The 12607-nt window shown below is 54.3% G+C and carries 10 protein-coding genes; 7 read left to right on the top strand and 3 right to left on the bottom strand.

What is annotated here, in order from left to right; translation table 11 throughout:
* The 6 genes from RMSM_RS41060 to RMSM_RS18315 all read left to right on the top strand — a co-directional run.
* A partial coding sequence (locus tag RMSM_RS41060; protein ID WP_040767917.1) for a hypothetical protein occupies positions 1-355 on the top strand: 355 nt, incomplete at its 5' end.
* 407 nt (positions 356-762) lie between these two features.
* Positions 763-2994, top strand: coding sequence for an ankyrin repeat domain-containing protein (locus RMSM_RS18340; RefSeq protein ID WP_160168317.1), 2232 nt, complete (start codon positions 763-765; stop codon positions 2992-2994).
* A gap of 579 nt (positions 2995-3573) precedes the next feature.
* Complete coding sequence (locus RMSM_RS18330) at positions 3574-5133, top strand: MBL fold metallo-hydrolase (protein WP_008699506.1); 1560 nt, start codon at positions 3574-3576, stop codon at positions 5131-5133.
* A 98-nt stretch (positions 5134-5231) separates the two neighbouring features.
* Positions 5232-6977 (top strand): bifunctional metallophosphatase/5'-nucleotidase, encoded by a 1746-nt coding sequence (locus RMSM_RS18325; RefSeq protein ID WP_008699505.1) that lies wholly within the window; start codon positions 5232-5234, stop codon positions 6975-6977.
* A gap of 58 nt (positions 6978-7035) precedes the next feature.
* Entirely contained in the window at positions 7036-7569 is a 534-nt protein-coding gene (locus RMSM_RS37100; protein ID WP_008699502.1) for a DsrE family protein, read from the top strand.
* Positions 7570-7653: 84 nt separating this feature from the next.
* Positions 7654-8307: a thioredoxin family protein gene (locus tag RMSM_RS18315; protein ID WP_040767913.1), complete on the top strand. Its 654-nt coding sequence runs from the start codon at positions 7654-7656 to the stop codon at positions 8305-8307.
* Positions 8308-9057: 750 nt separating this feature from the next.
* Here the strand turns inward: RMSM_RS18315 and RMSM_RS18305 are convergent.
* Positions 9058-9867: an ATP-grasp domain-containing protein gene (locus RMSM_RS18305; RefSeq protein WP_008699497.1), complete on the bottom strand. Its 810-nt coding sequence runs from the start codon at positions 9865-9867 to the stop codon at positions 9058-9060.
* A 422-nt stretch (positions 9868-10289) separates the two neighbouring features.
* Between RMSM_RS18305 and RMSM_RS18300 the strand changes: the two genes are divergently transcribed.
* Positions 10290-10691, top strand: coding sequence for a hypothetical protein (locus tag RMSM_RS18300; RefSeq protein ID WP_008699495.1), 402 nt, complete (start codon positions 10290-10292; stop codon positions 10689-10691).
* Between the two features lie 142 nt (positions 10692-10833).
* On the opposite strand, the gene RMSM_RS18295 is transcribed toward RMSM_RS18300, so the two are convergent.
* Together RMSM_RS18295 and RMSM_RS18290 are read right to left on the bottom strand one after the other, a co-directional pair.
* Entirely contained in the window at positions 10834-11280 is a 447-nt protein-coding gene (locus RMSM_RS18295) for a hypothetical protein (RefSeq protein WP_144057756.1), read from the bottom strand.
* Between the two features lie 357 nt (positions 11281-11637).
* The coding region (locus tag RMSM_RS18290; RefSeq protein WP_040767910.1) for a winged helix-turn-helix domain-containing protein at positions 11638-12607 on the bottom strand (970 nt) is incomplete at its 5' end.

Raw genomic sequence — 12607 nt, 5'->3', positions numbered from 1 at the left:
ATCCGATATCAATGTCATCGCCTGCCGGCTGGAAGGAAAATGCCTCAAGGGCGAACGCGAAACCGGTGGCGCAGCCTTCTACAGTGATGCACCGGTTCGCAATGCGGCCCGGGCAGGGCAAGGCCATCGGATCATCGCATGTAACCTTCGCACGACGACGAAGTACATGATCCATCTCGGCAGCACCAATCGAGATCGCTTCACGAGCTGTTATTTTGAGGCGAAACGAGACACGCCGGAAACCCTACTCAAAAATGATCCTGCAAAAACGGGAGTCATTACGTTTAACGCCTGTATGTTCGTTGGTGTCGACCAAAAGTCGCAGTGGAGTGAATCAAAGGTGAAACGGTGGTGAAACAAGTGCCCGGTCATCCGGTTCGCAGCAGTAGCATTCAGAGTGCATTTTCTACTTGAGATCGCCAAGTGTCAGAGGGATCAAGCCTCGCCTTTCGATTAGTGTTAATCAGTGCGGATGAGTGTTCTCAAAAATCTTGGGTTCGTCGAAAGCGATGCGGCGACGGCTTCTAGCCTCAGTTGAGAAGAACACTGTGATTGGAAGCCGCTGCCACTCAAAACTCGCCCGACGACATTCTGCAAAATGCTATAATCCTGCTCTTGTAATCGCGTGATCGCCAGGAGACGTCGAGCGTCAGCGACGTCGCATATCCTCGCACCCGATCCAGCGATATTCTGCAAGACGGTGAGCGAGCCTATCCGATGTTTGCGCAAGCGACTCATCGTTGCAATTCAAGAGAGCGAAGCATGAAGACACCAGATCAAGAACATCAAGCGTTGGCTGATGCGATTTACGAAGGAAAGACAGGCGAGGTCGAACAGTGGCTGCAGAAAGGGGTTTCGCCAAACGGTCCGGCAGAATGCCCTGCCTACATGCGGCCGTTGGCGTTGGCATTGAGCAGCTCGAATGGCGACATCGCGGAGATTTTGGTTCGTCGCGGCGCGGATCCAAGAACGGGAAGCGACGCGCTGAAGGATTGCATCGACCATCCTGAATTGAACGACTGGGGCGATCGGATCATCGTTGATGCGAGTCCAGATACAAGTAAATGTTTTCAAGATGCGTTCGTCCATGCTTGCGAGGTTGGCGAACGTGAACTCGCCGAGAAGCTTTTTGCGGTCTGTCCTGCACCGAGCGAGTTTACATTTCGTCGTTGTCCACTGGGACAAGCGATCTGCTCGCAACAAACCGAGATCGCGATCTGGTTGCTGGATATCGGATTTGGACCGCAGAGTCATTTAGCTGACACGACGCCTCCGGTGATCTACGCCATTGTGGCGGATGACGAACGCGTCCTAAAACGATTGATCGAAACAGGACAGTCGGTTGACCAGCGGGTCGGGGGGCACCAAGCCGTTTTTACCTGTATCGTCCCACTCTATTCGCGGTTGCGGCACGTACGTGACTTTCCCAAAAACGATAAGTATGAAGTGTTCCACGAGGGAAGTCTGCTACACATCGCAGCGGTTGCAGGTAGCCCGAAATGTGCTGCGTTGCTCTTAGCAGCTGGATTAGATCCGCAGGCGGTCGATAGCGAAGGAAGGACGCCGGCAATGCTGGCTTCGCTTGGCGGCACGCATACCGCTGAAGTGCTGCAATTGCTGCCGGAGCCCGATCTTAATGACATCACCGCATTGGTGGATCTCGCAACAAGAGGGATCTGCGGCGGTGATGCAGTGGCAGTCCAAAAAGCAATTGATCACGGCTTCGACATTACGACTCCGGTCCAGACAACATACGGTGTCGTCTGGACTCCACTCACGTTAGCGGCGATCCAAGGGAATGTTGATGTATTGCAAATCCTGATCGATGCAGGAACGGAACTAGACCAGTCCGATTGGACGGAGAGCAAACGTCCGGTGATGAAGGGCATTCGATACTTGTATGAGAACGGGGGCCTGGAAACCTTCGCCGATCCGGTGGCACCGATCGATCGGACAGCACTTGGATGGGCCGCGCTGCATGGGCATGTCGAAGCAGTTCGCTGTTTACTTGCTGCGGGTGCCGACACGTCCCGTCTCGACGCACTTTCGATGACAGCACTGCACAATGCGGCTTTGGGCAATCAACCTGCTATCATCAAAATGCTCGTTGATACTGGCTTCGACCTACACGCGGAAGCATTTGACAAGATGACACCGTTGCATGTCGCGGCGGAGGTAAATGCGATCCCGTCCGTGAAAACTTTGCTGAATCTTGGTGCCGACCCAACGCGATTGAATAAGCGTGGCGAGAGTCCCTATCTTTCAGCAAAGCTGTTGGGTAAACCGGGAGCGTACCGTTTTCTGGAATCTCATACGCCAGAGAATCTTCGAAAGAAGAAACGCAAACCTAAACCACCTCCACCATCGATCATCGGTGGACAACAAGAACAGAAGGCGATTCTTTCGACTGCCAAAAAGCGTTTCGGAAAAAAAGCGAAACAGCTCCACACCGATAAGACACGAGAGCGGCTAGCTGGTGCAGCGACCACGGATGAATTCTTAGCGACCGCCGAAGCTGTTCGCAAGAAACTGAAGGCAATGGAGTGGAGCCGATGGGATGAGACACCTCAATTTCTCTGGGTGGAGAACGTTAACGTCACGGATGCGAGATTGCTCAAGCTGCAAGATGAGTTTCTGCCAAACAACGTTTTCATCTCACGAAGCTTGTTGAAAGAGCGAGTTTATCTACTGCCGACCACTAACATGTTTGAAGTCTTTACGGCGTTTGGAACGGATGGCATCAATTATGGAATTCATCACGAGCTGATGTTGGCGTGGCTGATGGATCTCAATGACCGCTATCCCTATCGCTTAGTCAGCGTCAGTCAGGACGGCCTCGAACCACGTTTTCAATCTGCACCGGAAGATCCTGAAACTTTGATGCGTGAACTGATGACGTTGTGTCCGCCGCAAGATGATGAGGTGAACTACACCAAGTGGCTCCGTAAAAGATTGGCAAGCAAAACCCCCCAGCCAACTTTGTGGTGGGACTAAGAAAACAAAGGGGCAACCATGCTGTACCCATCTGCAAGCGTGTCCCATCGTTGCTTGTATCTTGCGTCGCCGTCGCTGGCAAAGTGGACGTCGGCTTATTGCAGAGTATCAGTATCAGCGCCCAGCTGCACCGGGCATTTCATATTTCACCTAGCAAAGTGCTTTGCCGTTTCCAATCAGTGTCAGTCGTTTGACCGACGCTGATTGGACAGTTTTGGTTTGACGAACACCGTTCGCAGCAGCCGGATCTGGAGACCTTGGGCGTCGTATTTGACGATCTTAAATCGACCAGCGTGAATCGACTACGATCAAGCTTCTGATGCAAATCGACGCGACGACCGCGTTTCCGACCAGCCGGTGAAAAACATCAGTTCGTCGATCGACTTTTCTCGTTGCGTCCACATCCCCACCCTCTTTCTTCTGACGGATGTATCTTTCGGTCACCCATTGCTCCTGGGAATCGCTGAGCGTTGTTGATTTGCCCAAGGTTGGCGCTGAATTTGCATTCTTTCCAACTTTGGCAAATTCCATCGTCGCCCCGATCGATTGATCCAATTCCCTTTCCTGGAGCACCCGACCATGACCACGTTTAACCGCCGCGAAATCCTGCAGCACTCTGGCGCCCTTGGGCTTGGGGCGGCTTTCATTCCAGCTCTGGCGTCGGTCGTCAAGGCCGCCGAGAAGCCAACCGCCACGAAACCACCTAGCAACATCGTGCTGGAAACGATCGAGGCCGGCGGATTGTCGCATTACTCGTATTTCCTTGGTGACAAAAATGCGGGCGTCGCCGTCGTCATCGACCCACGCCGTGACGTACAGGTTTATTTGGATTTGGCGAAACAGCACGGAATGAAGATCACGCACGCGATCGAAACTCATGTACACGCGGACTTTGTTTCCGGATCACGACAATTGGCAAAACAGTCGGGCACCGCGAAAATTGCCGCTAGCATTGAAGGGGACCCCGGTTACGCCTTTGAAATCGATCGCCCACTTCGCGATGGGGACGAAGTGAAGGTGGGCAGCATCCGACTGCGCGGCATTCATACACCGGGACACACGCCCGAGCACATGTCCTATCTGGCTTCGTCGGGTGGCGAGGGCTGGGCGTTGTTCACGGGAGATTTTCTGTTTGTCGGTAGCGTGGGGCGTCCCGACCTGATGGGCGTCCAGAATACGGACACGCTTGCCAAAGCGTTGTACCACAGCGTTCAGAACGCGTTTACGCAGCTCCCCGGCGAGCTTCAAATCTATCCGGCTCACGGTCCCGGTTCACCCTGCGGTGCCGGCATTAAGGCACCCGAAGGTGATCCGACCTTGGCCCAGGAACGCAAGGGGAATCCTTACTGGCGTATGAAGGACGAGGACGTGTTCATCGAAGCGTTGTTGGAAGCTCAGCCGCCAGTACCCTACTACTGGCCACGCATGAAAGAGATCAACGTGGCGGGGCCGGAGATTTTATCGGAGGACCGGCAACCCGAATTGGTCAAACCTGACAAATTTGAACAGCTGGTTCATTCCGGCGAAGTCCAGCTCCTGGACACGCGGTCGATGCACTCTTTCGCTGGCGGACACATCCGCGGAGCGATGAACATTGGTTACAACGAAGTGATCTCGATGTGGGGTGGTTGGATGCTGGATCCCGACAAGCCGATTGCGATGCTCAAACCTGCTCAAGGCAATTTCAAGGATCCGGTCGACTGGCTGGCTCGCGTCGGATTGACCAACGTGACCACGGGGCTGAAGGGCGACATGAAGGCGTGGGTCAATTCCGGCCGCGCCTTCGACTCGTACCCGACGATGACGGTTCATGAAGTCCACGAGCGTTTTCCCAGCGACGAGATGACGCTGCTGGACGTGCGCCAGCCTGCGGAATGGGACATGGGACACTTGCCCGGTGCGCAGTATCTGTTCTTGCCCGAGATCCCCGAGAAGTTAGATCAAGTCGACAAGAGCAAACCGGTCGTCGTCTACTGCGGCAACGGCTATCGAGCCAGTTTGGGCACAAGTGTGCTGCGAGCCCATGGTTTCGACGCCCGCAGCGTACCGGGTTCATGGGATGCCTGGGTCGCAGCCGGCTACAACAGTGTGAAGCCCGAGCGTCCCGGCAAGGCCAGCGAAACCACTCGCACGGCTTAGTATCTCCGATGACAAGTGACGTTTGGGTCCGTAGCGGCGTCGCATCACACATTTGGATTCGTCGGCTTTTAACCAGCACTCACGCAAGGAACTCAACGATGAAAATGATCCGTGGCACAGCCATCAACTTGCTGGGGTACGTCGCCATGGCAGGCGTGGTGCTTGCGGACGACCTCCATTCGAACACGGCCGGCAACTCGGAGGAAAACGTGAAAAAGTTTTCGATCGCATTCGTCAACGATATCCACGCGCAACTCGAACCGCATCCCGAGCTGTATTGGAACAACGACGATGCGCAGCGAGAAATGCGAGCGGGCGGACTCAGCCGAATCAAAACGGCATTCGATCGACTCGCCGATGAACGCCCCCATGGCATCCTGAAAGTCGATGGGGGTGATACGTTTCAAGGCAGCGGTCCGGCCGCATGGACCGAAGGCGAAGTCATGGTTCGACCGCTCAATGCACTGGGTTTCGATGTGGCGATCCCCGGCAATTGGTCGGTGGTCTATGGTGCCGATCGGCTCCGCACACTTCGTGATCAGGTGAATTATCCAATGATCGCGGCGAACATCTATGACAAGGATTCGGGAGAGCGAACTTTCCAGCCGACCTTGGTCAAAGAAATGGGTGGCGTCAAAGTCGGACTTGTCGGCTTTACGGATCCGGATGTGCCCTCGCGACAACCTCCGTTCATGAGCGAAGGATTGAAATTCAGCGCCGCCAAGGAACTGCAGCCACTGATCGACGGGTTGCGAGAAGATGACGAAGTGGATGTCGTGGTCCTCATCAGCCACATCGGGTTGCACAAAGCGGTTCCACTGACGGAAAAGCTTCGAGGAGTCGACATCCATCTGTCAGCGGACACACACGAGCGAACGTATGATCCGATTGTGGTGGGCGATGCCTGGGTCGTCGAAGCGGGCGCTTTCGGTGCGCTGGTCGGAGTCATGGACGTCTCGGTTCGTGACGGCAAAGTGGTTGATCGTAAGTGGGAATTGATTGAACTGCGCGAGAACGCGTATCCCGAAGACGAACAAATCAAAAAGATCGTTGACGAGGAGTTGGCCCCACATCGTGAGCGGATGAACCGCGAGATTGGTCACACCGATATTTGGTTGGAACGCTACAACGTGATGACATCGTCGATGGATCGCTTGATCGCCAATGCCGTGAAAGAGACTGCCGATGTCGATGTCGGGCTGAGCAACGGTTACCGCTTTTCACCCCCCACCGCTCCCGGCCCGATCACCGAAGCGGACCTGTGGAATTGGTTACCGATCAATCTGGATCTAAAAACGGGCATCGTCAAAGGACAACAGTTCATTGACTATTGGGAAAGCGAATTTGAAAACGTCTTTTCATTTAATCCCGATCGGCTGTACGGCGGTTGGCTCGCCCGGCCATCTACGAATATGCAGGTCCGATTTGATTCCACCGCAGCGGCCGGCGAGCGACTCCGCAGTCTGACGATCGATGGTGATCCCGTGGAACCTGACAAGGACTACACGTTGGCGGCCGGTTCGCGACCGGGACAGCCGGAAAGTCAGATCCATCGAGTGAAGGGTTGCCGGGCCACGAAAACGATGAAGGAAACGACGCACGATGCGGTCCGGGAGTACCTTGCCAAGCCGGAACACGCTGGGAAATCCGAAGTCGCATCGGAGCCAAAGTCGACGGATGCGAAGATGACCCTTTCTGAATCGGCCCTTTCCGAATCGCCCGTGCAGTGCGTCGTCCGGGGCGATCAACTGCGTTCGCAATTCCAGACTTTTGTCGAAGAGCGGCAAAAGGCTCGCCAGAAACACAAGCTGAAAGATCAATCACCCGACACAACCGAAAACTGACACCGTTTCGACGCGACGACGAGCGAAAATCAACCTCCCTGTTTTAAGGAACATTCTTATGAACCGACGTATCCTTTGTCCGTTGACGATGATCGTCGTCATCCTCGCCACGACCATCACCCAATCGGTCGCCGCGCCCCCAACGTCCTCGTCTGAATCGGCCGACCGCCCGGTCATCCAGCTTGAACATAAAGGACCGATCAAGGTCGTGTATCAAGTAACGCAGGACGAATGGAAAGACGGAGTCGGCAAGGCGTTTTTATACATGAAAAATCTCCGAGGCTACTACGCTAAAAAGGGCATCGCAGGTGACAAGCTCGATATTCGCGCAGTCGTTCACGGCAAAGCTTCCACGCATGTCTTGACCGACGAAGCCTTCAACCGCGTCAAGGGAGTCGATACCGGCAATCCGAATGCGCAGTTGATTTCGGAGCTGAAAGAGTCCGGCGTGATCATCGAGCTGTGTGATGTTCGCCGACAGCAGGAAGGATGGGAGAAATCCGATGTCCATCCCGACGTGCTACTTGCCGCTGCAGCCTACGCCAGGATCATCGATCTTCAACATCAAGGCTACGCGTACATCAAGTTTTGATTGTCGAGTGATGAAATCATCGCGGATCGATGAATCGAGCCGCGGTTTTCCCAAGGAGGATTGGTCGTGATCATAGAAAGAATAATGGTAACTGGAACGATTGAGGCTGTTCCATGGATCGCTGGCGACCCGGATCGCAGAGCCTTGCTGCGAACGCTGTCCGCAGTCGCTATCCTCGCGAGCAGCGGGATGCTCTGGACGAGTACCTCTTGCGGTACCGAACCGGAGATCCCGGTAGTGTTGGCTGCCGACTCAGCCGCTGCTAAGCCGAACGAACGCGGCCGAACTGCTGCCAACACCACCGAAGACGACTCCGACCCTGCTGAACCAGCCACCGACAGTGCAGCCACCGACAGTGCAGCCACCGACAAGTCCGCCGACGTCAAATGGTTCACCGACTACAAGCGTGCACTGAAAAAGGCCAAACAGCTCAAGCGACCGCTGCTGATCGAGTTCGCCGCCACTTGGTGTGTTCCCTGCCGGATCATGGAGAAGAAAGTTTGGACTGACGATGCGGTTCAAAACGCGCTCAAGAAAGACGTCGTTCCGCTGCGGATCGACATGGATGCAAAGCACGCACCGCCCTTGATCGAGAAGTTTAAGGTGGAGTTTGTCCCAACGATCCTGATCATCAACGATGAAGAGGAAGAGCTTATAAGAGAGGGATTCGTCAACGCGGAAGATTTTCTAAAAATGGTCCGGAAGTCAAGCAAAAAGAGCAGCGAAACACTTCCATGACAGTTTCGATTTTGTCGTAAATTCGATGCCTGACCACATTCGGCTTGGATGGCGGTAAAGCTTGCGATTGCGATTGACTTGGCGGCAATAAATCGGAAATGGCACTTGCAGCGGAACTGGCCAGTGGGTGATGTTTCAGTAAGCGATCATGTTTCAGCCAGCAAAGTGCAGCCCATTGCGGCCGTTGCAACTGTGTGTCTCCGTAGCTGAGAATGTGGCGTTGGATTGCCACGGAGCAACAGGAATCGGCGTCAATTCTGCATCGTTGACGTTGGCATTCTGAATGCAATCCTCCAACGCGATCGTCGGGCGGAGGCAGGATCACTTCTCGCCTTTCGATTAGTGTTAATCAGTGCGGATGAACTGATCCAAAGTGCGGCGGATCCCATCATCAACAACTACATCGATCCTAGCCAAAAACAGTCGTAGCGGCATCCGCCGTGCGGACGCCTATCGGCTGTAAGGAAAACAAGAATATACTGTAGCGAAAGTCGCAGAGACTTTCGGGCACGACAGAAAAACCGAAACTTTCTGCGAGTTTCGCGACGAAAAAATGCTTCACAGCGTTGCGTTTGGACGCTAGCGGACTGTTGATTTAATGAGCCGCTCGCGCGTGAGCGGCCGGGGGCCACGCATTACCCGGTGCCTTACGGCCCGCGGCTCACCAATGCGATTTGCATTTCGATTAAATCAACAAGTCGCTAGCGTCAAAGCGGCCAATAGACGGAAAGACTTATGCCTAGCTAATCATCAGTGGTTCCTTCTCGTCGCGTAATCCGATACCGCCTTCACAATGGCAACCGCGTTGCAATCGTACAAATCGGCTCCGCCAAACGGATTTAGTTCGATCAGACGATAGTCATCGCCAACTTGGCAAACATCTAATGTATAAACGGCCGCAGGTGCCTGCATTGACGATGCGACCTGTACGGCCAAGTCGCGGGCGTCTGTGTCATCACCCGCGTCCGCCGCACGCCGAGTGTCGGCGTCGTAGCCGCTTCCAGCAACGACGTGGCCCTCGACGACAACAAACCGCCACTCGCGCCCCACGTCGACAACGGGTGCTACCACAACCGGAAGCGTATCGTCTTCGTAGTAGAAACCGTAATCGAGGGCCTCGAGCGAGATCGAGTCGACATCGAGAACTCGCCCGCTGAATGGTTTCAGTGGGCTGTCCGGGCGGACAAAGACCTGTTCGGCACATCCAATCTCGGCGGCAATGTCCGCGGCATGGGCGACAAACTCGTTGGCGGGCATGCATAGCCAACGTTCGTTAAGCAACCAGCGAGTCGCTTTTGGATACCACGCCGTGCAACAAAAATTGTTCACTGGACAAAACGATCCGGGATGCCAGATCCGCTTTATCTCGATCACTGCGGCACTACCAAGTGATCCGTGAAAGACGATGGGAGTCTCCGAATTAAATTCAGGCGGTTCATACAACCACCATTCATCTTTGCAGTCGACGATGGTGTGGCCCGTGTTTGTGATGGCTTGTCGCAGTGCCGCATGTGAAGTTGGAAACATGTCGGATTCGAGGATCCAAATTACTGATGTCATAAGAGGTTTTCGTTAACGGTCGTTTGGAGAGAGAAAGAGTTTTGATGGCCAATCGAAGGACGGGTGTCTATCCAGATGGGTTCGCAACCCGGTCGGCGGAAAGTGGGACACGTTGGGCCGATACCATGACTGCTCCGCCTGGAGACAGAGCATGTTGCCCGATCCCGCTGCGACCGAGGTGTTCGCAATCGACTCCTCAAAGTGCAGCGTCCCTACATCCACCTACATCCAATACCTACAAATCAAATCCACCAGACCCGCTCGCGAGCGAGAGCCAATGGTCGAAGGACGAGATTCGTTCGTAAGAAATGGCATGGGAGTTGCGATATTTGCGATTACACAAATGCCGTGTAAGGCTCGCTGAGGAGACGTTGTCTTCTTGATGAGCTACCGATCCCGATGATTCGCGACGGAGAGATTCGATGGATGCCGCGTTGATTGCCTTGACCGACCGAGGAGTTCGCTTCACGTTCCTCGGTGAAGCTTTTCGAAGTCGGCAGAAGATTCCCAACGAGGACATCGTTGATATCAACTTCAACCAAGTGGAGGTCTCCGATGCCGACGTCGAAGCGCTGCTGCCGCTTTCGAATCTCGAGGGGATCAGTTTTTGGAAGACTGGCATTTCGGATCGCGCGATCGAGCTGATTGCGGAGCTCCCTAAACTCATTCGACTCAACCTGTGCGGGACTCAAGTCACCGACGCGTCGGTACCTACGCTGGTTGGCATGACGCTGAATTACATCGACGTCGCGGACACGCAGTTCACTCCGCAAGGAGTCGAAGCACTTCGCGTTGGATTGCCCCATGCAGAGATCCTCGCTTAGCAATCGTCACGAGCCAAGTGGCCGTGGCTTCTAGCCGCAGATTGTAGTTGGAAACGCCAGCCACGATGAGAACGGGAAGCCACTCGACAGGGCAGATGCCAACCTCGTGCCGCCAAAGTCAATGGCATTGGACAAGCGATCATTAGCGATATCCATGGCAACCTTGATACGCTACGTGTTGAGCTTTTTGAGTTCGCGTCTGCGTTTTGGGCAAGTGTAGTGCCGCGACCAGGCGGCCTCTAATTTCGGCTCTCCCGATTTTGAGAACTGTAACGTGATTCGCTGCTTGCCCTTGCCCCACTTGCGATAAACGGTTTGCGATGGGATCAAGTTTAAGTCGTGCGCATGAAACCCCATCAACCGAAGGATTCGATTCATCGTCCCCAGCCCACCGACTTGCCACGCGTTCGAGATACGCAATTCGAGCGAACCGCCAATCCTCGACTTGTTTCGGCGTCAACCTCTGCAGCTGCAGCATCACATCAATCGGCGAAACGTTTTCCTGTCGCTCAAGCACCGCTGCCATCGCCCGCACGACCTTCTCGTAGTACTTATCCTGCTTGTAATTCTCAACCGTAATCTTTTTCATCCGTTTCATTCACTGAAGTCGTGGAGTTCGCCTGAAATCCTATCTGGTGGGGAGTCGAGGTTAATAACACACCGCCGCGATGATGCTGGGACTGGCCGAGCATGACGGGACCGGCCGGGGACTTTGGAAACACCAATCGCAAACTAGGCTACTTCATCGTCCGGCCACGCAACAGATGCTCGTAGGATTGATTCGTCACAAGTCGTGCAAGGGTTGATCGTCAACCACGAACCCGACCAGGATACGTTCCGTGTGCTCGTCACGTCAGAAAGCCACTTGTGTCGGATGCATCGCTTCGGGAGGCGGCAAAGGGATTCACGAAACGTGTGGGAGGCAACAAAGAGTCCGAACACCGAGTCAATCCATCAGGCTGTGGATCGCCTTCTGTAGCAATGGCTTGCATTTGCCAGGCGAGGTTCGGTGCAAACGCAACTCACTGCAATCGTTGAACTTCGCGAAAACGACGAGTTCTTTTTGCAGGGCAATGAAGAAGGCGTCGAGCCGGTCGAGATTCGACTCCGTTGCCAAATGCAGAATATGGAGCAGCGATTCCTTGCGATCCGCTCTGCAATCCATACGTGCCACTAGCTTTCCGTCCCACAAGATCGGTAGCGAAAAATAGCCGTAACGACGTTTCGCACTCGGGACATAACATTCAATCAAATAGTCAAACCCGAACAAGGTCTGCATGCGTTTGCGTTGAATCACCAGGTTGTCGAACGGCGACAATATTTTGAGTTTGCTGCGAGCCAGCGGTTTGTTTAGCAGTTCGAGCGAATCCGGTAATGCATAATAAACGTGGTCGCCGACACCAATCGGCTTGACCTCTCCGCTCGCGACCATTTCCTGCAAACCGTTGGCCACCAAGGGTTTTATGTTCTTCAGCAAATACGCGATTTCCGCTGCCTGCCCAAGTCCATTGGATTGCAAAAAACGTGTGATTAAAAATCGTACATGTTGGGCCAGCGTCGGCATCGTGGTATTTGTGCCCTCAGGCAACACGCGTTCGGTCAGATCGTAGATCTTGTGAAAGTTACGTCGGCCAGCGATCATCAGGTCGCCCATCATGAACAACGTTTCCAACGCTCGCTTGGCAGGTTTGCTGCCCCAAGCTCCCGTCCGCTTGCCGCTGTCGACAAAATCTTTGGCCATCAGAGGCCCTTCATCGGTGATACGTTTCAGCACCGATTCCATCAACCGCTCGTCACGCATATACCAATGCTGCTGTTCGCCGTCTGCAATGCGTCGCTTGACAATCAAGCTCTGCCGATAGTCTCGCATCGGTAGATAGGCAGCCGCGTGCGACCAATATTCAAAGACTTTTCTG

The sequence above is a fragment of the Rhodopirellula maiorica SM1 genome (assembly GCF_000346295.1).
GTDB lineage: Bacteria > Planctomycetota > Planctomycetia > Pirellulales > Pirellulaceae > Novipirellula > Novipirellula maiorica.
The sequence above is the reverse complement of the archived record's forward strand: the minus strand, read 5'-3'. Positions and strand labels throughout refer to the sequence as shown.

Coding starts and splice junctions, on each gene's coding strand:
- RMSM_RS18340 (WP_160168317.1), top strand. CDS start 763: ATGAAGACACCAGATCAAGAACATCAAGCGTTGGCTGATGCGATTTAC.
- RMSM_RS18330 (WP_008699506.1), top strand. CDS start 3,574: ATGACCACGTTTAACCGCCGCGAAATCCTGCAGCACTCTGGCGCCCTT.
- RMSM_RS18325 (WP_008699505.1), top strand. CDS start 5,232: ATGAAAATGATCCGTGGCACAGCCATCAACTTGCTGGGGTACGTCGCC.
- RMSM_RS37100 (WP_008699502.1), top strand. CDS start 7,036: ATGAACCGACGTATCCTTTGTCCGTTGACGATGATCGTCGTCATCCTC.
- RMSM_RS18315 (WP_040767913.1), top strand. CDS start 7,654: ATGGTAACTGGAACGATTGAGGCTGTTCCATGGATCGCTGGCGACCCG.
- RMSM_RS18305 (WP_008699497.1), bottom strand. CDS start 9,867: ATGACATCAGTAATTTGGATCCTCGAATCCGACATGTTTCCAACTTCA.
- RMSM_RS18300 (WP_008699495.1), top strand. CDS start 10,290: ATGGATGCCGCGTTGATTGCCTTGACCGACCGAGGAGTTCGCTTCACG.
- RMSM_RS18295 (WP_144057756.1), bottom strand. CDS start 11,280: ATGAAAAAGATTACGGTTGAGAATTACAAGCAGGATAAGTACTACGAG.